The sequence below is a fragment of the Pseudoalteromonas luteoviolacea NCIMB 1944 genome (genome assembly GCF_001625565.1).
GTDB classification, from domain to species: Bacteria; Pseudomonadota; Gammaproteobacteria; order Enterobacterales; family Alteromonadaceae; genus Pseudoalteromonas; species Pseudoalteromonas luteoviolacea_F.
In genome coordinates this window covers 33384-59601 of the sequence record NZ_AUXS01000086.1, presented here as the reverse complement: position 1 = coordinate 59601, position 26218 = coordinate 33384, and the positions used below count along the sequence as shown (strand labels likewise).

Sequence of the window (26218 nt, the reverse complement as noted above, 5' to 3'; positions counted from 1 at the left end):
TTGGATATTGAAAAACAGCGACTGGCGATCAAGGATTTGATGCGTGAATACGCGACAAAACACACCGCTCAATCCGCCAACAAAGAAGGTGCCGACGAAGGAAATAGCAACTCCTCAGAACTAGAACCTATCGCCATTGTCGGGCTGGAAGGGTATTTACCTGGCTGCCAATCAGTAGCCGAGTTTTGGCAGCATTTAGATAAGGATGAGTCACTGATCGAGGAAATCCCTCAATCGCGCTTTGACTGGCGTTTATATGCTGATGAAGCACAAGATGGAGAGGTTCAGTCCGATAAAATGCGGTGTCGTTGGGGGGGATTTATTCCCGATATCCAAAGCTTTGACCCACACTTTTTTAAGTTATTACCCGATGATGCAGAGCGCATGGATCCCCAGCAACGTTTGTTACTGATGTCGGTGTATAACACCTTGGAAAATGCAGGCTATTGTCCGCAAGCACTGAAAGGCTCAAATACCGGGGTCTTTGTTGGTTTTGAACGCAATGAGTATTTATTGAACCTGATTGAGTCGGGCTATGATACGGGAGAGAGTCTACATCAATCGGACAGTATGATTGCCAATAATATCTCATACTACTTCGATTTTTCGGGTCCCAGTGAAGTAGTCAATACAATGTGCTCCGGTGCTGCTGTGGCGATACACAGAGCTGTAGTTGCACTGCGCGCGGGGGAGATTGAGCAGGCCATAGTTGGGGCGGCTAATTTATTGCTGCGACCAGATACCTTCGTGAAATTGTCGCAATCGCAACAGATGAGTCCAACACCGACAGTGAAATCATTTGGTGAAGATGCCGACGGCTATTTACGAGCGGAAGGGGTCGCCAGTATTTTACTTAAACCTTATTCCCGTGCGCGCAAAGATGGGGACGCTATTTATGCTGTGATCAAAAATTCAGCGGTAAATTATAACGGCAATCGTTCGGCATCCATTGCTGCACCCAATACCAACGCACATGCATCTCTGATCCAAGCATGTTACGCCAAGGCCAACATAGATCCGCGAGAGGTCGACTATATAGAAGCTCAGGGCATGGGCAATCCGGTTGCCGATATTTGCGAGTGGGATGCATTTAACCTTGCACTTAATAATCTGGCGCAGCAACAGGGAGTGGCATTGCGCCCGGCGCAGTGCAAAGTGAGCACTTTAAAACCCATGATCGGTCATATGCACTCAGCGTCTTCGTTGGGGGCTTTGTTCAAAGTCATTCATAGTTTGCAAAGCGAAAAAATACACAAGATACTCGGAATTGAGCAGATCAGTGCGGATATTGACCCCAAGCACAGTGTCTGTCAATTGGCAACAGACACCATACCGTGGCCGAAGACGTCGCGCAATCGACTGGCGGGGATCCATGCGTATGGGGCGGGTGGCAATAATGCCCACGTGTTAATTGAAGGTCTAGATCAGGTGTCTGAGCCGAGTGTTAAGGGGGAGCCCGAAGGTGAGCAAGTTTGGGCGCTGCCGGTGTCAGCACTGAATAAAGCGTGTTTCACTGCCCAACTCTCTGCGCTACACGCAGTATTACGTCAGTACGCATACCCACTTTCACGTCTGGCATTTACATTGCGACATGGCCGAGACAGCCACGACTATCGCTGCATCTTTTTGGCGTCATCGAGGGAGCAGCTACTGCAGCAGATCGAAGATGTACTACAGGCGCGAGCGAATTCAGATGTATTTGAACATGGGCAAAGCCAAGCGCTTAGTGAGCGGGCCCAACCGATTGCGGCACAATGGTTAGAAACCGGCCAGTGTGAGTGGCCTGAAATATCGCCTGAAGGGCGTCAGCGCGTGCACTTACCTGGCACACAATTTAACCTAACAAGCTATTGGATAGCACCTGATATAGCGTCACCGGCGCACGATACCGCGATGCACATGGATTTAGAGCCTGTACCGGCGGGCGCTGATGAACATCGTATTACTGAGATATTGATTTCAATCCTGGCTGAACATTTGCGCGTTTCAGAGCGGGACATTGACCTTGAGCGGGAATTTAGCGATATGGGGTTTGACTCCCTATTGGTATCTCGGGTGTCAAAAGCATTGAGTGCGAAATTAGCCACTCAGATAGATCCGGCGGTGTTGTTTGAAGCAACGACTCCCGCCAAGTTGATTGACCATTGTAAACGGCATTTTCAGCAGTCAACGAGCGGTTCGAGTGCACGCCGGAAATTCACCGCGAGTAAGCGGTCGTTCACGAGACAACCCATTGCCATTATCGGGCTTGCTGGGCAATATCCAGATGCGGACAATGTGTTTGAGTTTTGGCAAAATCTGGCTGCTGGTAAAAGCAGCATTCGCGAGATCCCCAATGAACGCTGGCCCATAGCAGCGTACTTTGACGCACAAGCTGATGGTGAAGGTGATAGCTTTCAATCGGCGGCAAAGTGGGGCGGTTTTTTAGATGGACTCAATTATTTCGACAATGAGTTTTTCAATTTACCGCCTTTTGAAGCTGCTTATATGAGCCCCAAAGAGCGGCTCTTTATGCAGTGTGCTTGGCATGTTATTGAAGATGCCGGATACACCACTAAGACCTTGGAACGCGATACGGTCGGCGTCTTTGTTGGGATCTCAAAAGCTGGATTTGACAATTATAAAGACTCTTATTTTTCAGCGGCCAATCGGATCTCTTACCGGTTCAATTTTTGCGGCCCCAGCATGCCTGTCGATACCGCGTGCTCGTCGTCTTTGTCGGCCATTCACGAAGCTTGCTTGCACCTCTATGCCGGTGAGTGTGATGTGGCTGTTGCTGGGGGGGTGAATGCCTATACTCACCCCTCTACATTTGCCGAGTTCACCAGACTCAATGTGCTGTCCAAAGACGGTACGTTAAGTGCGTTTGGCGCGCAGGCAAACGGGTTTGTGCCCGGTGAAGGGGTGGGAGCGGTGTTGTTAAAGCCCTTGGCCAAAGCCATTGCTGATGGTGATCACATTTATGGGGTGATCCGCGGCACAGCAACAAACCACGGTGGCAAGGTCAACGGTTACACCGTACCGAGCCCGTTAGCGCAGCAAAACCTTATTCGTACTGCTCTGTCTAGAGCCGAGCTTTGTGCTGCGGATATCAACTATGTTGAAGCGCATGGCACCGGGACTCTACTGGGGGATCCGGTAGAGTTTAAGGGCTTAGATGAGGCCTACAAAGCGGATACATCGGCACAACAATTCTGCGCGCTAGGGTCGGTCAAAACCAATATTGGCCACCTTGAAGCGGCTGCGGGTATTGCAGGGCTAACAAAAGTATTATTGCAAATGCAGCATAAAAAGCTCGCGCCGACCTTAAATGCTGAGCAACCAAACCCACACATTGATTTTGCAGCCTCAGCGTTCAAGTTACAGCACTCGCTGACTGATTGGCAGCTGGATACGACAGAGCGCAACGCGAAGCGGCGCGCAGGGGTATCGTCGTTTGGTGCCGGCGGCAGCAACGCACATATTGTGGTTGAAGAGGCGCCTACTGGTGCACATAGCAGTACGCTTGAGTCATCTTATTTATTTGTCTTGTCTGCAAAAAGCGAGTCGGGACTGGCGCGCTATGTGGATAAATACATCGACTTTTTGACTGAGCAGCCATCCTTATCACTGGCCAATATGACCTATACCTTGCAAGCAGGCAGAGAAGCCATGCCATATCGCATGGCGTGTGAAGTTGACTCGTTAGAAGCCTTACTCGATATGCTCAAAGCATTTAAGCAGGGCACGGTATGTGCGCAGCTGTGGCAAGGTAAAGTAGATAAAAGTCGGGGCGTTGAGGCACTGTTTCAGGAGTCCTCAGCCCAACAGCTGGTAAGGCATTGGCTCGCAGAGAGAAAGTTTCAATATATCGCTGAGTTGTGGACTCAAGGGGGGGAAATCGATTGGCACCCTAGCAAGCCCGCGCAATATCAGCGTGTCAGTTTACCCGGTTATCCTTTTGCCCAGATTGATATCCCAAAAGCGCCGATGCTTGTGCCCGTAACGGCCCATGGCCATGGTGCTTTGGCATCCTCGACAACACACAGTAAAGCGGGGATGTTGCTGATGGCGCCAAGTTGGCGGGCACTGGATGAGACGCACAGTGAACTATTGGACGAAGACATAGAGCAACATATTGTATTGTGCGATTATCCAGCCTTGTCGGCACGGGAGGGGATTGTCCACTTGTCTAGTTCGACGGCACATCCTGCTACCAGCTTTACGCAATTTTGCATTCAATTGACGGCGCGATTTGAAGTCATTATGCGTTCAAAGTGCGCGTCACATCAGATTTTGCAAGTTGTGGTCCCCCAAGAGTCCAACTTACAGTCAACCCTGCCAGCGATGTCGGCACTGTTAAAAACGTACTCTTTGGAAAACGATAACGTCACAGGGCAACTTATTGAGTTGCCCGTGAACTTGCCCCAAGAGCAGGTATTTAAATTGCTTGAACAGGCGAAACTTCAAACGCATTGTCACTGGTTCAAAGTCGAGGCATCACAATTAATGGCATGCGCTCTGGACGTGATTGACACTGTGTCTGTGCCTCATCCATGGCGCGATCAAGGGGTGTATTTGATCACGGGAGGATTGGGCCAGCTGGGGTATTTGTGTGCGTGCGATATTGCGCAAAAAGTGCAGGCGCCTATCTTGATTTTAACGGGCCAGCGGCCTTTGGATGCGCACAGAGAAAATCAACTCTCCCGTTTGCAAGAGATGGGGGCAACGGTGCACTATGAGGCAGTGGATCTGACCGCGCTCGACGCAGTGACAACCTTGGTTCAGAATACCGTGCGTGAGCATGGTGGGATCAATGCGGTACTACACTGTGCAGGGGTTATTCAAGATGGTCTGCTGCGCAATAAAGATGCACAAAGCATACGACGAGTCCTCGCGCCAAAAACCTATGGTGCATGGCACTTGGGACAAGCGTGTGAAGAGATAGAACTTGAGCACTTTGTGCTGTTCTCTTCAGCGGTTTCCATGGTTGGTAATGTTGGGCAGGGAGATTATGCGGCTGCCAATGCCTTTATGGATCTGTATGCGCAGCAGCGACAACAACGCGTTGAACAGGGTCTGTGTTTTGGTCAAAGTTGTGCTATCGGCTGGGGGTTGTGGCGTGATGGCGGGATGCAAGTATCCGATGATATTCTCACAGCACTGTACGACATGTCAGGTATGCAGCCTATTGAGCGCGATGTGGGATTATCCGCGCTGTATCAAGTGATGCGCCAAACGCGTACCCGCACCATAGCCATTGCTGGCGATACGGCAAAACTTGAACATCATTTCTCTCGCTCTATTGGCGCGGCCAAGTCTATCGCAAAGCCAGCCAACACCACACCGCCGAATATTGACCAAGTGCAGCGTGAACTCATGTCGCGATTTACCGCCGCTGCCGCTGTGGTTGTCGGTGTGGCACAAAGTGCCATTGACCTGCATGTTGAGCTGGATGAGCAAGGCTTTGGTATCGTAGAGTTGCATACCATTATCAATCAGCTAAATCAGCATTTTGATCATGATTTTAGCTTAGACACCGCCAACGCCTATCGTACATTACAAGAGTTACTCGATGCGTACAGCGACTCCTGGGCGGGCAAAACGGTGGTGCAAGGGCACACTGATCCCTTATTATCCACCGATGATGACGCCCTATTGGCGTCAGTATATGAACAGTTGACTGCGCTGATCTCGCAAGTGACAGGGTATGCAAAGGAAAAGCTCGATCAGGATACTGGCTTTGATGAACTGGGCATAGACTCTTTGGTGGTGACCAAGCTGACCAATAAGCTGGAGTCTGTGTATGGGGCACTGCCAAAAACCCTGTTTTTTGAATATCATACAATCGCGCAGTTGGCTGAATACATGTTGGCTGCACACCGCACTCAACTTGAGGCGCACCTGACGACACAGCCCAGTTCGAGTGATATCCCCGCTACAACCAGTTCACCTGAACCGATAGAAGCGCAAAAAGAGCTCGTCGCCAGCGCTTGCCTGGATCAAAGCCGCGATGCACAGGACATGGATATTGCCATCATCGGTATATCAGGACGCTACCCTCAAGCAAATTCACTGCACGCGTTTTGGCAGGTGTTGGCAGGGGGTCAAGATTGCATCACCGAGGTGCCAATCAGCCGCTGGTCTCATAGTCATTATTATGATGCGGAAAAAGGTAAACCTGGTAAGACATATGCGAAGTGGGGCGGCTTTATTGACGGCGTAGATAAGTTTGATCCGAGTTTCTTTAATATTTCACCTCGCGAAGCTGAAATCATCGAACCACAGGAGAGGCTGTTTTTACAAACTGCCTATGAAGCGATTGAAGACGCTGGCTATACCCGGGCGTCGTTGGCACAAAACACCGCACTCGATGGGTCGCCCGGCGCGGTCGGTGTGTATGTTGGGGTGACATATCAGGAATATCAATTGTATGGCGCGCAGGAAACCATGTTAGGCCAGCCTATGGTATTGTCTATGAGCCCGTCATCTATTGCCAATCGCGTATCCTACTTTTGTGACTTTCACGGTCCGAGTTTGGCCATTGATACCATGTGTGCTTCGTCACTGACCAGTATTCACTTAGCTTGTCAAAGCTTACTCAGCGGTGAGTGTAAAGCTGCCATCGCTGGCGGCGTCAATGTGTCTATTCATCCTGCAAAATACTTGATGCTGGGATATGGCGGGTTTGCATCGCAAACTGGTCGCTGTAAAACCTTCAGCGCTGAAGCGGACGGATTTGTACCCAGTGAAGGTGTGGGAGCAGTACTACTCAAACCATTGCGTGAAGCACTGCAAGATGGCGACAATATTTACGGGGTGATCAAAGGCAGTGCGGTCAATCATGGTGGCAGAACCTATGGCTACTCTGTTCCTAGCCCCGCAGCTCAGCAGACAGTGATCACTCGGGCATTGGCACAAGCCAAGGTTAGACCTCAAGAGATCAGCTATTTGGAGGCACATGGGACGGGGACTTCGTTGGGAGATCCCATTGAAGTGGCCGCTTTGAATAAAGCGTTTTCAGCCGCTGACAGCAAGGGCAATGTCTGCGCAATTGGTTCTGTGAAGTCCAATATTGGCCACTGCGAAAGTGCGGCGGGCATTGCGGGCCTGACCAAGGTGCTGCTGCAAATGAAGCATCAGCAACTCGTGCCTTCATTACACAGTGAACAGATAAACCCCAAAATTGAGTTTGCGCAGTCCCCATTTATTGTGCAGCAACAGCTGGCGCCATGGCCAAGTCGTGATGATGCCCCGCGTATTGCTGGAGTGTCATCGTTTGGTGCTGGGGGCTCAAATGCCCATCTTATTGTCCAAGAGGCCCCTAAACAGGCCAGGTTACACGGGAACCAAAGCGCGCACGTTCAAGTGATCACGCTATCTGCCAGAAGTCACGAGCAGCTCAAAGAGATGGCCAATAATTTACTACATCACCTAAGGCGCGAGCAGTTGTCTCAAGACGATGTACAGCGCATTGCGTATACCTTGCAAACGGGTCGCGAAACATTTGACTACCGATTGGCATGCATGGCTGGCGACTTGGCGGAGATATACATAGGATTGGAGCTATTCTTGGCAGCTGACAGTGTGTCAGGGGAAACTGAAAACTGGTTGAGTAGCGCGGTATGCACTGGGGTTGTTGACGATAATCAAGCGCAGTCTCCGTCACTAGACCCAAGCTTTTTAAGTACCATTAAGCGCTCCGATGAAGCGCAAAAAGATATACGTTGTAAAGAGCTTGTCAGTGCCTGGTTGCGAGGGGGTGACATTCAGTGGCATGCTTTATATCGCCACCAGAGCCCGATAAAAATCAGTTTACCGACTTACCCATTTGCGGCAAAACGTTACTGGAAACCAGCCAGCGATGAAGCGTTACGTGCTCAGCTGGTGAATGCCCTATCACACACCCCTGCTGTGTTGCCAGCACCGCAGGAGCGCAAATCGGGTAAGATACAATTGGTCGATCCGCACATGTTTGCGGTGAAAAAAGTCACTTTGCCAACACCTGCTCAGGCAGGTGAAAGGGTAGCAACCTCGGCACCTCAGCATGACTTGTCAGGAGAGGCGGTGACAGCGAGTGAAATGTCTAAAACTGATGCCAGCGAAGGTGCAGATACTTTCAGTAAGGACTTTTTACGAGCGAGTTTGGCCAAGGCGTTAATGATGAACGAGGATGAAATATCCGACAATACGCCGTTTTCAAATATTGGCTTAGACTCCATCGTTGGTGTAGAGTGGGTACGTGCCATCAATGCGCAGTACAATTTGGCGTTGGCAGTCGAGCGGGTACATGAGTACCCCAGCATCAATCAGTTGCATGCGCACTTGCAGCAAAGTGAGTCTGGCGAGACATTGGTAGTGCAGCCCAAAGTGAGGGAAACCGAACAAGCCACACCTGCACTAGAAGAAACGGTTGAAACGGTTGAAACGGTTGATGATGAGGCGGTGATCACGACCGTTATCGCCACCTTAGCAAATGCTTTGTTGCTCGATGCGGGGGATATTCGCGTGCAGTCTCGCTTTGTTGACTTGGGCTTAGACTCGATTGTTGGGGTTGAATGGATCCGCGCCATTAATGGCCATTTTGGCACGCACATTGAGGCAAATGCGGTATATGAGCACCCGACGCCAGCAGCGTTTTCTCAGTATCTGACTTCGCTGTTTGCTGAGCCACAGACATCGACGGATGATGTTGCGCAGCTTGACTCTACAGTGTCATTGCAAGCGCCGAGTGAGTACACCTCGTTAGACTTTTTGCGCACGTCGTTGGCAACGGTTCTGATGATGGCTGAGCAGGAAATCAAAGCGGCGACTCGATTTGCAGATTTAGGACTGGATTCAATTACCGGGATGGAGTGGATCAAGGTGATCAATCAGACCATGCAGCTCAGTTTGAACGCCGATATTGTCTATGAACACAACACGTTGGAAAGTTTTTCTAGGTATATTCAAAGCCAGTTAGAGAACAAAGGGATGCAACAAGCACAGGAAATAATCCAAGCCTTACAAGCTGCGCAGCGCAGTGATGAGGCGACACAAGGCGCACACTTAGGTGTGTCCGGTCAACATAAAGAACATAAACAGATGGAAGAAGTACTATGAATATCGCAGTCAATGTCGAAAGAAGTCAGGTACAAACAGTGGTGTTAGATTGTATTCGTCAGCTAGTCCCCTCTTTGCAAGATCATACGTTTAAGCAGGGCGATAGCTTAGCCGCTTTGGGTGTGAACTCGATGGAGCGGGTTGAAATTATCGTGGATATTTTGGCGGCATTGTCACTCAGAATACCGATGACTGACACCATGTCGGCGACCAATTTGGATGAACTGATAGATCTCTTACATGACAGACTCAATCGCCGCTAATATGCGCAATGCGCCTGCGCTGATCACCGGCATGGGCGCCGTGACTGCGATCGGGCAAGACATTACAGCCATCTCTCAGGCACTGAAAAAAGGCACTTCGGGGTTTTCATATATGACCCGAGAGGGGCGCTGTTTTGACGAGTCATTTATTGGTGCAGAGCTTGCGCCACTGGCGATGCCTAAGCAGTTTGAAGCCCATAATCTGAGCACTTTTTCACTGAGTGCACAGGCGGCGTTGGCTGCGCTGCAGCAGGCGTGGACAGACGCCAAATTAGATACTGTTGAGCCTGAAAAAATAGGCCTGATTGTCGGTGGCAGTAATGTACAGCAGCGACACTTAAATAATTTGCGTGACAAGCGTAAAAATGCACCGTATTTTATTCAGCCCAGCTATGCATTAAATTTTATGGACTCAGACATCTGTGGGATCTGCACTGAGCTATTTAACATACGCGGCAGTGCTTTTTCGCTCGGCGGTGCCTCCGCCAGTGGACAACTGGCGGTGATTGAAGCGGCAAAAGCGGTGACAAGTGGGGCACTGGATGTATGCGTTGTGGTTGGGGCTCTGATGGATTTATCCTACTGGGAATGTCATGCATTTTCCTCACTGGGTGCTATGGGAAGCAGCCGCTTTTGCGATGCCCCTACTTTGGCTTGTCGGCCTTTTGACCAACAACGAGATGGCTTTATTTATGGTGAGGGTTGTGGCGTATTAGTGCTTGAGCGTCATCAACACGCGTTGCAAAGAGGGGCTCATCTGCGCGCTGCTATACCTGGGTGCGCTGTGGTGATGGATGGAAATCGCAATCCAGATCCCTCTTTGGCTGGGGAAATAGCCGTGATCCAACAGGCATTGCACAATTCAGCGATGACGGCCTCAGACATTGATTATGTCAATCCCCATGGCAGTGGTTCGGTGCTAGGGGATGAGACCGAGTTGCAAGCCTTGGCCAAAACCGGACTGCGCAGTGTGCCTTTGAACGCGACCAAGTCTCTATTTGGTCATGCTCTGAGCGCAGCTGGGTGCCTTGAAATCATCGCGACCTTGATCCAGATGGAACAGGGCTTTTTACATCCCAGCTTAAATTTAGAAAACCCCATACAAGCAGATTTTGATTGGGTGACGACAACAAGGCATGAAACCAACATCAAACAAGCGCTGAGTTTGAGTTACGGGTTTGGTGGGGTAAACACCGCGCTGTGTATCACTAAGCCTTGACAATAGTTGAGTAGGAGTAAGTAATGGAATGCAGTGAAGTAGGTATTGAAGCGATGAATGTATATGCAGGCACGGCGTGTTTGGATGTACGTAAACTGATCGATCACCGCGAGCTCGATATCGCACGCTTTAACAACCTATTAATGTCAGAAAAAACTGTGGCACTGGCCAGTGAAGATCCGGTCACATTTGCCGTCAATGCTGCCAAACCTATTTTGGATGCATTGAGTGAGGCAGAAAAAAACAGCATCGAAATGTTGATCACCTGCACTGAGTCAGGTATTGATTTTGGTAAATCCATTAGCACCTATGTGCATGATCACCTTGGCTTGAATAAAAACTGCCGGGTGTTTGAAGTAAAACAGGCGTGCTACTCAGGTACGGTTGGTTTACACAATGCGGCGAACTTCATTTTGTCTAACACCTCACCTGGCGCGAAAGCCTTGGTGATTGCGGTGGATTTATGTCGATTTATGGTGTTAGGGGAAGAGGACGTCAATGAAAAAGATTGGGCGTTTTCGGAGCCCTCGGGTGGCGCTGGCGCAGTGGCGATGTTGATCAGCAATAAGCCGGAAATTTTTAGGTTGGATGTGGGGGCCAGTGGTTATTACTCCTATGAAGTTATGGACACCTGTCGACCTCAGCCGGACAGTGAAGCGGGTAATGCAGATATCTCCTTGATGTCTTATTTAGATTGTTGTGAGCAAACTTTTTTGCAGTATCAGCAACGTGTTGACGGGGCGAACTACGCACATACATTTGATTATTTGGCATTTCATACTCCGTTTGGCGGCATGGTTAAAGGCGCACACCGTTCATTGATGAGAAAGTTTGCGCAGCAACCTCCGGCGCAAATCGAAGCCGATTATAACCAGCGGGTGACGCCCGGACTGACCTATTGTCAGCGCATTGGTAACATTATGGGCGGTGCGCTATACGTGTCTTTGGCGGGGGTGATAGAGGCGGGGGATTTTAGCACGCCCAGACGGATTGGCTGTTTTGCCTATGGCTCAGGGTGCTGCTCTGAATTTTACAGTGGAATTGTCACTGAGCAGGGGCAAGCACGCTTAAAGTCACTGGATATCGCATCGCATTTGGATAGTCGCTATCAGCTCTCCATCGAGGAGTATGAAAGGTCTCTGCGACAAAACAAAGAGGTGCGTTTTGGCACCCAAGATGTGGTGGTTGAGTGTCCAATCACCGATAAGATCCAACAACAACAGCAGCTAAGTCCACGTTTGTACTTGAAGCGGATCAACAATTTTCACCGAGAATATGAATTCCAATAAAAATGTGTGAGTGTCAATCGTGACGTATGAGATGATCAAGGTTAGTCACAATGCGGAGATATGCACGCTCCAATTTAATCGGCCTAACCATAAGAATACTTTGAATAAGCAAATGATTGAGGAGTGCTTGCGGGTGATCTCCGACTGTGAGTCGCGCAGCAATATATTGGTTATCAAAGGACTGCCGGAGGTGTTTTGTTTCGGCGCAGACTTTTCTTGGATGGACAAACAAGAGTACACAGACAACCAGCAAGGCAGTGAACACGATCCAAGTATACTGTACACGCTGTGGAAGCGCATTGCGCTGGGGCCATTTATCTCTATTGCCGTGGTAGAAGGGCGGGTCAATGCCGGCGGGATGGGGTTTGTCGCTGCGTGTGACATTGTTTTGTCAGGCAGCCGTGCCCAATATAGCTTGTCAGAGCTCATCTTTGGGATTTTACCCGCCTGTGTCATGCCATTTTTAATCAAAAAAGTTGGCTGGCAAAAAGCCAACTACATGACCTTGATGACCTCTCCTTTTAACGCCCATGACGTTGCGAATTGGGGATTGGCCGATGCCGTTTCAGATGACTTAGACGAGTTGCTCAGACGGCATTTACTGCGTCTGAGACGCTTACCTCGCGATGGCATAATACGGCACAAACACTATATGAATACACTGAACCCACAATTACTCGAACACGAGTCGATCGCGGTACAGGAAAATCGAGCAACCTTTTCTCTGCCCTCTGTGGTAACCAATATTGGACGTTATGTGGAAAGCGGCAAGCTGCCATGGGAAAGCTAAAACAATGACAAAAATAATCATCAACTCGGTTGTTTCCATCATCGAGCAGAATAACGGTGTTGTCCAGATCACCATGGAAGACCGTGACAATAAAAATATGTTTAGCCGTGATATTCTGTCAGGGTTGATGCAAGCATATAAAAAAATTGAGGAAAATCGCGCTTGTAAAGCGGTCATCATCACAGGCTTTGACAGCTACTTTTGCAGTGGTGGCACTCAGGATAGCCTACTGTCGCTAAATGACACTCAGGGCAATTTTAGTGATGTTAATATTTATAGCTTGCCATTGGAGTGTCGGGTGCCGGTGATATCTGCCATTCAGGGCCATGCCATTGGCGGCGGGTTTGTGATGGGGTTATTCTCTGACATCGTGTTGCTCAGCAAAGAGAGCTACTACACCCTCAATTTTATGAAATATGGCTTTACGCCGGGGATGGGGTCGACCTTGATAGTGCCCACCAAGCTGGGTGTGGATCTGGGCAGTGAAATGTTATTGAGTGCCAATCAATATCGCGGTGATGAATTACAACAACGCGGGGTGGGCCTACAAGTACTGCCGCGTAAAAGCGTACTAAGTCGTGCTTATGAGTTGGCTGACTTAATCGCCCAAAAGCCGTTGCGCTCAGTCTCTTTATTGAAAAAACACCTCTGTCAGCAAGTGCGCGACAAGCTGCCAACATTTATTGAACAAGAGCTGGCTATGCATGCCCAGACCATGCATCAACCTGAGGTGACGGACAATATCAAGCGTCTATTTGGCCAGCCAAGTGCCGCACCAGCACGCGCATCCAATGTCATGGATAACGCACCGAGTACGACCGCAGAGCACAGCGAGCGCGCAGGGAGTGCAACACATCGCCAGACCACAGCAGCTGCGGTAGCCGAGCAAGATATCGCGATCATCAGTGTCGCGGGGCGTTTTCCAGAGGCTGAGAACGTCGATACATTTTGGCAAAATCTGCAACAAGGCCTGGATTGTATTGTCGATATTCCCGATGAGCGAGCGGCGTTATTTGGCCTTGAAAGTAACGCATTGGCATGTCGTTGGGGAGGGTTTATCCACGATGTTGATAAGTTCGATCCGCTATTTTTTAAGATCTCCCCGCGCGAAGCACAGCTGATGGATCCACAAGAGCGCTTGCTCTTAGAAGAGGTTTGGAACCTGCTGGAAAGTCGCGGCTATACCAAGCAAAAATTGGCACAGCAATACGATCACAAGGTGGCGGTTTACACCGCATCTATGTATCAGCAGTACCATGCTTTCGATACCGAACAAGATAAAAAATCCATGGTCGCCATGTCATCGCTCTCCAGTATGGCGAATCGCATTTCTCACTTTTTTGATCTTCATGGCCCAAGTATGGCGGTGGATACCATGTGCTCCGGGGCTGCCAGTGCAATTTATCTTGCCTGTCAAAACTTACTCAGTGGGGCCTGTCGGTTGGCCATTGTGGGGGCCACGAATTTGTCGATTCACGGCTACAAATACCAGGCGTTAAGTCAGTCTCAATTGCTGGCTGAGCAAAGCGCTGTGCGCGGGTTTGGTGAATCAGGTGGGTTTATTCCCGGTGAGACGGTCGGTGCAGTGTTGCTGAAGCCTCTACGCGATGCGATACAAGATAAAGATGACGTGCTGGCGGTGATCAAGGGCGTGCATACCGATCATAAAGGCACCACCGATGGATTTAATGTCTCAGATCCCGATGCCCTAAAACGTTTAATGAGCGGATGCCTGCAAACGGCCAAAATGGCACCGCAGCAGATAGACTATATTGAAACCTCAGTGGCGGGCGCGACGGTGTCAGACAGCGCTGAAATTGAAGCGATGAAGCAGGTGTTTTGTGACACCGCGGGCGATATAAAGCTGCCTATCGGCACCGTGAAATCAAGTATCGGCCATGCTGAAGCCGCATCAGGGCTGACACAGCTGATCAAAGTCGCCATGCAATTGAAACACAGGGTATTAACCCCTTCGATCTTACACCAGCCGCTCAACCCGAAACTCGATTTAGACAGCGCGCCATTTACTATCCAAGATAAGTTTGCCCCGTGGACGACAGCAGCAGCTGAGCGGCCTAGAAGTGCGATGATCAATACCTTGGGTGCAGGTGGTTCGGGTTGTTGTATGGTGCTAGAGGAGTGTCTAACTGCAAAATCAGCAACCAAAGTAGCAGGTGTACGCCGTGATCGAGTGATGGTGTTTTCAGCGCAAAATGAGGCACGCCTAAAGGAGTTGGTGACACGGCATATGGCGCATTTCAGCACGGAGCAAGATATTCATCTCGACGATGTAGCGTATACGCTGATAGAAGGCAGAGAGGCCATGCCGACTCGGTTGAGTTGTGTGGTTAACACCATTGAACAGTTGCGTGACTACCTCGCAGCGTGGCTAGATGGTAAGGCACAGGCGGAGGTCTTTTTCCATGATATTGAACACACCTCGCGCCATGCATCCATTGAGCTAGATAGTGCAAACGATACAGAGCTGTTAAAACAGGCCAAGTTATGGGTGCAAGGAGGACACCTGAGTTGGGCGTCTCTTTATGGTGAGCAGCATGGTGTCCTGCCACAGATCATTGCCTTGCCGACTTATCCGTTTGCGCGTCGTCATTGTTGGCTGCCCAAACCGGCAGAAAAACCATCACCGAACAGTGCACAGCAGATAGATACACCGACTCAACCAGTATTGTCTGCCACTGATATTGCGCAGGCTAGTGATGCCAATTCGACGCAGCCATTACTTCACTCGGAGGTGACTGAGTTAGTGGTAGAGACAGTTGGACAAATCTTAGGCCTTGGTCGTGATGAGCTACAACTGACAACGCCGCTTAAAGCGCTAGGTGTCACATCAGTGACTAAAATGTTGATAGTGTCTGCGCTTTGCGATGGTATGGAGCAACTCGACGAAACGCAAGTAGGCAGTGAGTTACTTCAAGCCGACAGTGTGTCTGATCTCATTGCTGTGATTCAATGCACACAGCCAAAACCCGCCCAGGAGGCTGAGGCCAAGCAAGTGCCAATAGACCTTCCTGGCTATATTTCTCAGGCCACGAGCAGTGGTTACCGCTTTGAGTACGAGAGCAGCGCTACTCAGCTGCTAGACGAAATTGATGAACACAGTGTGATAGTGATCGGTGCAGGTCCTGCGGGGATCATGGCAGCGCTGAGCGCCGTGCTCAATGGGGTTGAACAGGTCTACTTGTTTGATAAACGCAAGGTCGTCGACCGAATGCAAATGGTCACCATATATCAAAATGCGCTGCCCTATTTACAGCGCTTTGGTGTACTGACGCAGCTCATGGAGCGTGGCACGCCCATTGCGCAGCACAACTTCTTTTATACCCGCAGTGACAATGAGTCGACGCGTTATTATCAAAAACAGATAGATAAGGCGCAGCTAACGACAACCCAATTCAATGCACCTGGAAACACCCATAAGAGTGCCTATGATGAATTTGTGGGCGAGTCGGTATTGGCTATCTCTTTGGCAGATCTGCAAGATGTATTGCTCACTGCCGCACGTGATAAAGGCGTGCATATTTACTTTAATGTGGAGGCACAAGTGGTGCCCACTGAGGGAGAGCAAGCCAGCGTGACATTGCGTAATTTGCAGCTGGAGTCACACTTCACCGTCACGCCTGAATTGGTGATCTTGGCCGATGGCGAGTGCAGTTCAAATGCGCAGGCTGTGGGGATATGTTACGACACTGAAACTGCCAACAAGGGAGAGGAGTGTTGGTATATTTATCACTGCCGTGCAACCAGTGACAGCTCAGCACTCAATTACAAATTCTCATTTGATGCTGATCAACAGCTATCAGGTTGTGAATTTGGGCTCTTTTATCCCAATCGAGATGAGCTCGGAGTAGCGGTGTACACTGCCAATGGTGAGTTGCCAAGCACAGCACAACTTGCACAGCGTGCGCAGTTCTTCGCTGACGCGCAGCAAAGCAAGGTTGGGGAAGTTTTGTGGATCAGCAAACCCATTGATGTGCAATACACGCGCGCGAGTACCTTTATCAGTAAAAACATCATGCTGACCGGAGATGCGTCGGGAACGGGCTCGCCTGTAGCGGGTATGGGAGCTGTGCTGGCCATATCCGCCTATGCCAGTGCCACGGATGAGTACTTTAAGCTCAGAGGGCGCGACAAGCAGGCGGCTGAGCAGGCGTATAACGCGCGTCAGAGTTCATTTGTGGAGGCATGGCAAGATCGCAGTTGCGATATTTGGTCAAAGATAGATAACTTGCCGAGCTCACATCAATCGACCGCGCAATCTGCGCAGCAAAAATTAGAACTGGAAACACCTTTATGAAAGTACAAGCACATGACGGATTAATGCTGGACGTTAACCTCAATCAGTTTGATAGCACCAAGCCAACTGTGGTCTTTATCAATGCGCTGGGTGTAGACAGTTGCATAACACAGGCGTTGTCTGATGCCATGGTAGCGCGGGGCCATAATTTTGTGACCTGGCGACGTCGGGGATTTCCAGGTGTATACGATGAGCGTTTTCGCGAGTATTCTGTGCAGGATCAAGTTCAAGACTTAACCACTATTGTGACCGAGTTAGCCTTGCCCTCATTCACTTTGGTTGCGTGGTGTACGGGGATCCAAATTGCTTTGGTTGCTGCGGCACAAGAGTCATGTTTAATCGAAAAAATGGTGCTATTCAATGCGCCGAATTTCTTTAATCAAGGCACTCCGGGCCTCACGGGTGATACCATAGGCCAGGTTTGCCGCATGTTGATCCACGATGAGAAAAAGCTTGATTTTCTCCATCAAAATATCGTGGCGTATAACACAAAAAGCATGCAAGACAAGTTGGCGCGTATTGATAATAAGCAGTACCAACAGATGATCCAAGCACCGTTCAATAGCGGTAAAGAGGCGTTTCTACGGTTTGCCCATCTGGTCAATACCACCCACGAATTTAAGATCAGTCGCACCTTAACTGAACAGATCAGCTGCCCAACCTTCATTGTCGGTGGAGGTAACGACGATATGGTCGCTTGGCAAGAGTCCGTGGCGCTTGCCGAGATTATTCCGGATGCCGAATATAAAATTTTTGCTAATTGGGGGCATTACAATCTGTTTACCGACACCGCAGAGGTCTGCGAAGACTTAATTTTAAACGGCCATTAAACACGCGAAGTACGAACTGCAAAGAATTTAATCGCCACCACGGTGCTTGGTAAGAGCTTGGGTTTGGGGCGGTGCAAAATATTGACAGAAGGGGATCGGAGTGAGCAACCAAAAAATAGCGATCATTGGGATATCAGGAAAATACCCAGGCGCAGATAACCTAGATGAATTGTGGGAAAACCTCAAACAAGGCAAAGATACCATCACGGAAATACCAAAAACGCGCTGGGATCACGCTTTGTATTATCAGCCGGGTAACCGGGTGTATGGTAAAAGTTATAGTAAATGGGGCGGATTCATCAATGATGTCGATCAGTTTGACTCCCTGTTCTTTAATATGGCGCCAAAAGTTGCCGAGCTGATCGATCCTCAAGAAAGGCAATTTCTCCAGTGTGCTTATCACACCGTTGAAGATGCTGGATATTCGTGTGAAGGACTCTCACAAAGGGGGCCCGTTGGGGTATTTTGTGCGGTAGAGTACAATGAATATTTGATGTACAGTCAGGCCAATACACCGGTTTCCGCCCTCAATGCCTCTATCACCAATCGGGTGTCTTACTGTTGTAATTTTACCGGTCCAAGTATGACCATAGATACCATGTGCTCGGGCTCAATCAGCTCGGTACACTTGGCGTGTCAAAGCATTCTAAATGGCGACTGTCGAGCCGCTATTGCAGGTGGCGTCAACCTGACGCTGCACCCCAATAAATTTATTTTACATAGTGCGGGGCGTTTCTCATCGAAAACCGGGCGCTGTCATAGTTTTGGTGATAAGGCGACTGGTTATGTGGCCTCTGAAGGGGTGGGGGCAGTGTTGCTCAAACCGCTCGACGATGCACTCGAAGATGGTGATCATATCTATGGGGTGATCTTGGCGACGGCCATTAATCATGGTGGCGCGTCGAGAACGTATACTGTGCCAAAAGCTTCTTCACAGGCAGAGGTGATTAGCCAAGCGCTGGCAAAAACAGCGTCTGATCCCATCAGTTATATTGAGGCGCACGGTTCAGGCACTGCGATAGGAGATGTGATTGAAGTCGATGGCCTACAAAGAGCATATAAAGATGGCTATCTGGCCAAAAATGCGCAGGGCGAAACGGCGTGTTTAATTGGCTCCATTAAATCTAATATAGGCCACTGTGAAAGTGCATCAGGCATTGCTGGATTAACCAAGGTTTTGCTGCAAATGCACCATAAAACCATTGTCCCCTCTATTCACTCACAAACGCGCAATCCCTATATCGATTTTGATAGCTCTCCGTTTGATGTGCCACGTGAAGCGCAGCCTTGGCAAGTTGCAGAGGGGAAAAAGCGCGTGGCTGGTATCTCTGCATTTGGCGCTGGCGGTTCGAATGCGCATATGGTGGTTGAAGAGTATGTCGCAACGACGCCCGCTGACGCTGAACACCAATCCGCATCTGTGCCAAGTTATATCGTGTTGTCGGCTAAAACCAAAGAGCAGCTGCACAGAGCGGTAAAGCAATTGCACAGCACCTTTGAACACACCGGCCAGAGTGTCCACGATGTGCAGGATCTTCGTCGCATCGCCAGCACCTTGCAAGTGGGTAGAACGCATCATGAGCACCGACTTGCCCTTGTTGCAAACTCAGTGGACGAGCTTACACAGCAACTTGCCTATGTGTTGGCGCATCCATTTGATGACATTGGCCAATCGACCCTGCGCTGGTACGGAGAAACGATCAAAGGCAAGGCATTGGATGAATTTATTACAGCCAACAATTTAGTGTATGCCGATCTCTTGTCTGAGACGGATTGGCCTGCCTTGATAGGGCTGTGGATCCAAGGTTACCCAGTTGACTGGTGTGCCTTATATGACGGCGTATTGCCAAGCAAAGTGAGTTTGCCAGGATACCCCTTTGCCAAGCAGCGTTACTGGGTTCCTGACACCGATGTTGAGCGTACCTACCCGCCGTTAGCACAGCTTGAAGCGCTGGCTGCGAATACTGCGCCGGTGCGCGAGCAGGCAGCTTCTTATTTGAAGCCTTTGCAATCGATTATCCCCTTGACTGGCAGTGAGTATTTTATCGCACAGCATGTGGTCAACCAAACCCCGATCCTGCCTGGCGTGGCATATTTGGAGTTGGTAAGAGAGGCGCTAAGCAGCTTATTAGAGGACCATCAACATTACTCAATAGACAATGTGACTTGGCGTCGCCCGATGATATTTGATGGTCAGAGCAAACAAGTTGTGATCGAGTTGTCTTGCCTGCCGCAAGTAGGACAGCGTGCGCGCTTTAGAATTTACGATTTGCTCGATCAATCCAGCGGAGACTTTTGTCGTGGGGCTGTCAATCTAGGTGAGCGCGACGCTCCTAAGGTCCCAGAGTTAGATCAGTTGCGCGCGACAGGTAAGGTGATTGAGGTTGATAAGCAGGCTTTCTATGACCAGTTTTTGCAGGCTGGGCTGGACTATGGGCCGGCATTTCGAGCGGTGGAGTCACTGCAGCGCAGCGGCGCATATGTGGTGGGACAGCTAAAAGCGCAGCAATCACAGCCGCAGTCACCTCTGGCGATGAAGTGGCGCCCAGAAATACTCGATTCAGCACTGCATTGCATCTTGGGCTTTTACTTTGGCGAACAGTCCAGCGTAGACGAGGCCGACTCTCAACAAGGACCTATGGTCCCTTTTGTGCTCAATCAAGTGAAAGAATATGCCCCCTTGCCAGAATCAGTTTGGGTCATACTTGATGCCAAGCAGCGCACGGCCAGTACTCAGATCATCGACTTATCGTTGTGTGATGAACAGGGCAATGTGTGCCTACAATTGCTCGGGTATACTGCGCGGATCATGAAGCAGTCGACATCTTCGACAAATGTGCAGACCGAGGAGCGCCGGCCGTCGCAAGCAGAACCTGTCGGTGAAATTAAATTCTTCTCACCGACGTGGCGGTCGCTGCCCTTAGCTGACACGACAGCAACTGGTGACTTTATTGGTGATGCAAGCTGGATTGTTTTGCTTGGCGAGGCGGCACAGTGGTCCGCTCAATTGCGCTCCCGCTTTGCCAGTGCTGAGGTGCTGTGCATCGATGCAGCGAGCGAAGAGCCAAGCGCACCTCTGTGTAGTGCAGATCATTACCAGCACCATGCACAGGCCTTGCTGGCGGTTTTACAACAAGTCATTCAGCATCAAGGAGCCAAGCCAAAGCGCATCCAAGTGGTGACGTCATCTGGTACAGGGCTGCGCATGTATGCGGGGTTGTTGCCAATGCTCGAAGCGGCCATTCACGAGCACGTGATTAAATTTGCTGATGTGATCATGGCAGACTCAGGTGCTGAGGCTGAAAAGCAGATCATACGCAATGGCCAAACACACAAACCCAGTTGTGTTGAACTAAAGTCGCAACAATGTGACATCAGACGTTGGCAGGCTTTGCCTGCGGTTGAAAAAGCCGTGTCGCCGTGGCAAGAGCAAGGTGTGTATCTGATCAGTGGTGGTTTTGGTGGCCTTGGCAAAATATTTACCCAGGCCATTCTTGCCCAGACCCAAGCCAGCACGGTGATCCTATGGGGTCGAGGCGAGCTGGACTCAGCGCGTCAGCAGTGGCTCACCCAGTGCAATGCGCAGGGCGAGAGGGTGCACTATCAAGCGATTGATATCACGCGATTAAACGAGGTGGAAGATGCCATTACTGAGGTGTTGGAAAAATTTGGCCAAATCACCGGGGTTTTGCATGCCGCGGGGGTATTACAAGATGGCATGATCGTCAGAAAATCGCCACAACACCTAGCGCGAGTACTGTCACCAAAAGTACAAGGGCTTGTCAATTTGGATGCTGCAACGCAGACATGTGATTTAAGGTTTTTTGCCTTGTTCTCTTCGGTCAGCAGTGTGCTGGGCGCGCCTGGTCAGGCGGACTATGCAGCGGCAAACGGATTTATGGACTGGTTTGCCCACGACAGGGCGCTGCGTGTTAAACGCGGGGAATGCTTCGGCCACAGTGTGTCCGTCAACTGGCCGCTTTGGCAAGACGGTGGGATGCGTATGCCCCGTCATGCGATGCGTGAGCTAAAAGAGACTTCAGGATTAATACCCCTGCCAACTGAGGCTGGACTTGAAGCGTTTTCGACCGCGTTGGCCGCGCAAGTATCACAGGTTCTGGTTCTGTATGGTACGGGGGAAGCCTACCAAAACTTCGCACAAAAATTACAGGCTGTGGATGCGTATTACACCGCTGAACAGCCAGCACAAAGCCAAGCCGTGGTGTCTTTCAACGTGCAAGATGTTATCCGTGCAGTCAGTGATTTACTGAAAGTGCCTCAGTCGAGCATTGATGGTACAACGGCACTGTTTGATATTGGCTTTGATTCAGTCTCTATCGGCGAGTTAGCAAATGTGCTGACCCAAGCGACCGGGGTAGAGCTGCCCGTCAGTGTATTTTATGACTGCACTCAAATTGATGAGCTAACTCACTACATACAATCGCATATGTCTCAAGACGACGAGCGCTCAACTGCACAACAGACAACCGCAGTGTCCCAGCCTCCCAGCACGACTGAGGTCGCGCCTTCGCTCAGTGAAGATACCGTGATTGCGCTGATCAGTGAGTTACTCAAAGTACCAGCTTCAAGCATTGATGGTAATACGGCGTTTTCAGACATTGGTTTCGATTCGGTTTCATTGGGAGAGTTTGCCAGTCACTTAAATCAGGCATTGGAGGTTGAGATCTCCGCGACGTTGTTCTATGAGTGCACTGTAGTGGCTGAGCTGGTTGCGCATTTACAAGCACAGCTCAATCATGGGGCCACTCAGTCTGTCGCGCAAATGTCTAAAACGGCGCCAAGCGAGTTGTGTGACGAAAGGGATATTATCGGTGAGATCAGTGAGTTGCTCAAAGTACCTGCAGCGAGCATTGATGCAGATACGACATTTGAGCAGATCGGCTTTGATTCGGTGTCTTTGACAGAGTTGGCTAGTGCCCTCAGTGCTCGCTATGAGGTCGAGTTGTCTACCACGGTTTTCTATCAGTGCACTTGTGTAGGTGAGTTGGCTCACCATATAAATGAGTTGCTAAGTGATACGCAGCACCAAGTGAGCAGTGAGGTGCCTGCTCAGCCATCGGTGAGCGTTGTTGAGTCGCAAATAGAGGTGGGTTCAGACATAACACAAGCCCTGTTGGTGTTGATCAGTGACATGTTGAAAATCGCCCAGCATGACTTCGACATCCATACTCCGTTGGATCAATTGGGCTTTGACTCGGTGAGCTTTGCTGAGTTAGCTCAGGCGCTCAACCATCGCTACCAAGCAGAGCTGGCGCCCACGATTTTTTATGACATCAATACCGTGTCGGCACTGGCTGCGCACCTGTCTGACTCACCGCGTGATGAGAAAGTACCTGTTGAAGATGTCGAAAAAGCAAAGACAGTGCATTCACAACAGCCCGGCGAGCCTTCGCACAACGCGCCGGCAGAAGATATCCAAGAGGCCGAGCAACAAACTCGCCATCCAGCTGATCACCAAGATGATGACAGTATCGCTATTATAGGTATGGATGGACAATTCCCCGGTGCCAATGATATTGCGCAATTTTGGGATAATTTGGCACAAGGCAAAGACTGTGTCACTGAAGTACCGAAAGAGCGCTGGGATTGGCGAGATGTATATGGCGATACCAAACAAGACCCTCGAGTCACACGCAGTAAGTGGGGCGGGTTTTTAGCGCATATTGATCAGTTTGATGCAGGATTTTTTGGTATTTCCTGTCACGAAGCGAGGCAGATGGATCCGCAGCAAAGGTTGCTGTTGCAAAGTGCGTGGCATGCAATTGAAGATGCAGGATATGCGCCGGAATCGCTGTCAGGGTCAAATACGGGGGTGTACATTGGTATTGCACATACCAGCGGATATGGTTCAGAAAATGAGACCAGTGCGCAAGATGAGGGCGCATCGATGGAATTGTCTGGGCCGATCAACGCACCGTCTTTAGGGCCAAATCGGATCAGCTATTTTTTGAATCTAAAAGGCCCCAGTGAACCTATTGAGACCGCGTGTTCCAGTGCTCTGGTCGCGTTGCACCGGGCTGTCACAGCGCTGCGCAGTGGTGACTGTCGATTATGTTTAGTCGGGGGCGTCAACGTCATCGTGACAGCACAAGGTCACGTCAATTTGAGCCGTGCTGGCTTACTTAGCGAAGAGGGTCAGTGCCGTGCTTTTGCTGCAAATGCAGATGGCTATGTGCGCAGTGAGGGCGTTGCGACTGTGTTATTGAAGCGCTTGTCTGAGGCGAAACAAGATGGGGATAATATCCTTGCCGTGATCCGTAACAGCAAAGTGGGCTATACCGGTAAAGGGAGCGGATTTGCAGCACCGAACACCAATTCACAAGCGGCATTGATCAAAGCGTGTTATGAAGAGAAAAACATCGACCCCGCGCAAGTTAGTTACGTAGAAGCACAGGGAACCGGTACTGAGATCGGAGATGCCGTTGAATTCCAAGCGCTAACAAAGGCATTTAAGGGGACGCCACAGGGCCGTTGTGCGCTTGCCTCAGTTAAAACCCATGTTGGACACATGGAAATGGCATCGGGCATGGCCTCTTTACTTAAGGTTGTCTTGCAAATGCAACACAATCAGTTGGTTGCAAACTTGCACTGTGATGAGTTAAATCCGCACATCGACATTGCACAGTCGCCATTTTATATTCCTTCAATGGCCGAGCCATGGTCAAGTGACTCATCGCGTGACCGCAAAGTGGCGGGGATCAACGCCTTTGGATTTGGTGGCGTCAACGCACATGTCATTGTTGAGCAATACCGCGCACCTGAGACCCAAAGCGCACATCAAACACATGGCCCTTATGTCATGCTGTTGTCTGCAAAAACACAGCCGCAAATTGCAATTCAAGCACGTAATTTACTGGCTTGGCTTGACCGTGAACCTCAACTTGAGCTGTATCGTGTTGCCTACACACTGCAGGTGGGGCGCAGTGCGATGGATGAGCGGCTAGCCATGGTAGTCAATTCGAAGGACGAATTCATTGAGTGTCTAACCCAAGTCGCGCAAGGTGAATACACTGCCCCCAGCGTATATCGAGGCACGGGTGCGAGTTGCCCGCCCATTGTGTCTTTGCTGCAAAGCGACACCGCGCTGCAGACGGTGGTAGCTGGTTGGCTACAATCTCGTGAACTGAGCATGTTAGCGTCACTTTGGTGTAACGGTTTATCTATTGCGTGGCAAAACATGTATCAAGGTGAACGGGTGCAACGAGTGAGTTTACCGGGATATCCGTTTCAAACAACGCGACATTGGATTGGTGAACTTGAACAGCAAACCAGCCAATCAGCGCACCACCCTGAGCAACCAACTGCGGATACTGAGCTTGAGGAGCAACTTTTGAGGTTGGCGCAAGATAGCATGGCTGAGCATCAGCAATTGACGCTTACTGGCGCGCTGGATTTGAGTGAATGTAGCTCAGTGGAGTTGGTACAATGGCAGCAAAAAATTCACCAGACACTCAATATTCAAGTTGCCACCCAAGACTTAATGGCCGCAACCAGTATTCGTGCTCTCGCTGCGCATTTAAGTGCTTTTCAGGCAGACGAACACCTTCAAGCTGAACAGGGCATGGTGTCACTTTCTGGTTCAGAGGGCGTTGGGCCTGCGCTGATCTGCGTACCGGCCGCGGGTGCTATGTTAAGTAGTTTTTCCCCCTTGGTGAAGCTGCTACAAGGCTGTATGCATCTCTATGGTTTTGGCCACCGAGGATTTCATGATCAGAGTGAGCCGCACGACAGCATTCAGGCCATGGCACAGGACTATGTTACTCAGCTGTCATCGCTCCCCAAGCAACAAACTATCTATTTGCTGGGGCACTCCTTGGGGGCCAGTGTGGTGTATGAAATGGCCTGTTTACTGCGCAATGTTGGCCGTAAAGTGCATATATTTATGCTGGACAGCGAGCTGTATGCCCAAGGTGACATATCCTTGTCTGCATTTTTCCAATTTTTTGTGCGCGACAAACAGGTGGCACATACGCTGGCTCACAAACAGGCTCAGGGTGACGACGTCGTTGCACCACTGGCGCAGGCCTTACTCGATGAGGCTGCGGTGTCAACTGAGCACAGCAAGGCGTATTTGCAACAGATAATGCACGCCTATGCACAACAGATATTGATGGGGCTGCAGTATGTGCCGTCGCAAAAATACGATGGCGGTATTACCTTACTGTTGGCTAAACAAAGCCATATGGGGGGTGAAAACCGGCAACAAACGCTGGCGAAATATCGCCGCTATTGCTTGCAAAATATCCCGCTATTTTCAGTCTCCGGTGGTCATTACAGCGTGCTAGAAAAAGCCAATGTCTCGGATGTGGCGCAAATCTTACGCCACGCAATTACGCCGCAATCCACAGTGCAGGCAGGTGAGGTAAATGATGTTTAATAACCGAAAAATGAATGCGATAGCCTACCGCTG

Annotated in this window: 8 protein-coding genes; all 8 read left to right on the top strand. The window is 50.1% G+C overall.

Going from position 1 to position 26218, the window contains the following annotated elements; genetic code table 11:
- The 8 genes from N483_RS24850 to N483_RS24815 all read left to right on the top strand — a co-directional run bounded on the left by N483_RS24850 (position 1) and on the right by N483_RS24815 (position 26185).
- Positions 1-9081 (top strand): SDR family NAD(P)-dependent oxidoreductase, encoded by a 9081-nt coding sequence (locus N483_RS24850; protein ID WP_023402315.1) that lies wholly within the window; start codon positions 1-3, stop codon positions 9079-9081.
- Entirely contained in the window at positions 9078-9344 is a 267-nt protein-coding gene (locus tag N483_RS24845; protein ID WP_023402314.1) for a phosphopantetheine-binding protein, read from the top strand. The genes N483_RS24850 and N483_RS24845 overlap by 4 nt, the downstream gene beginning before the upstream one ends.
- Entirely contained in the window at positions 9322-10563 is a 1242-nt protein-coding gene (locus N483_RS24840) for a beta-ketoacyl synthase N-terminal-like domain-containing protein (protein WP_023402313.1), read from the top strand. Before N483_RS24845 ends, N483_RS24840 begins: the two co-directional genes overlap by 23 nt.
- Before the next feature lie 23 nt (positions 10564-10586).
- Complete coding sequence (locus tag N483_RS24835; protein WP_023402312.1) at positions 10587-11852, top strand: hydroxymethylglutaryl-CoA synthase family protein; 1266 nt, start codon at positions 10587-10589, stop codon at positions 11850-11852.
- A gap of 10 nt (positions 11853-11862) precedes the next feature.
- Positions 11863-12642, top strand: a complete 780-nt coding sequence (locus N483_RS24830; RefSeq protein WP_331245873.1) for an enoyl-CoA hydratase/isomerase — start codon at positions 11863-11865, stop codon at positions 12640-12642.
- Between the two features lie 4 nt (positions 12643-12646).
- On the top strand, positions 12647-16957 hold the full coding sequence (locus N483_RS24825) for a polyketide synthase (protein WP_023402310.1): 4311 nt from the start codon (positions 12647-12649) through the stop codon (positions 16955-16957).
- Positions 16954-17787 carry an alpha/beta fold hydrolase gene (locus N483_RS24820; RefSeq protein WP_023402309.1) on the top strand — a complete coding sequence of 278 codons (834 nt, stop codon included), beginning with the start codon at positions 16954-16956 and terminating at the stop codon, positions 17785-17787. The genes N483_RS24825 and N483_RS24820 overlap by 4 nt, the downstream gene beginning before the upstream one ends.
- A gap of 100 nt (positions 17788-17887) precedes the next feature.
- The gene (locus tag N483_RS24815; protein WP_023402308.1) at positions 17888-26185 is read left to right on the top strand and encodes an SDR family NAD(P)-dependent oxidoreductase; all 8298 of its coding nucleotides are present in this window, start codon (positions 17888-17890) and stop codon (positions 26183-26185) included.
- The last annotated feature ends 33 nt before the right edge of the window (positions 26186-26218 follow it).

Coding starts and splice junctions, on each gene's coding strand:
- N483_RS24840 (WP_023402313.1), top strand. CDS start 9,322: ATGACAGACTCAATCGCCGCTAATATGCGCAATGCGCCTGCGCTGATC.
- N483_RS24835 (WP_023402312.1), top strand. CDS start 10,587: ATGGAATGCAGTGAAGTAGGTATTGAAGCGATGAATGTATATGCAGGC.
- N483_RS24845 (WP_023402314.1), top strand. CDS start 9,078: ATGAATATCGCAGTCAATGTCGAAAGAAGTCAGGTACAAACAGTGGTG.
- N483_RS24825 (WP_023402310.1), top strand. CDS start 12,647: ATGACAAAAATAATCATCAACTCGGTTGTTTCCATCATCGAGCAGAAT.
- N483_RS24820 (WP_023402309.1), top strand. CDS start 16,954: ATGAAAGTACAAGCACATGACGGATTAATGCTGGACGTTAACCTCAAT.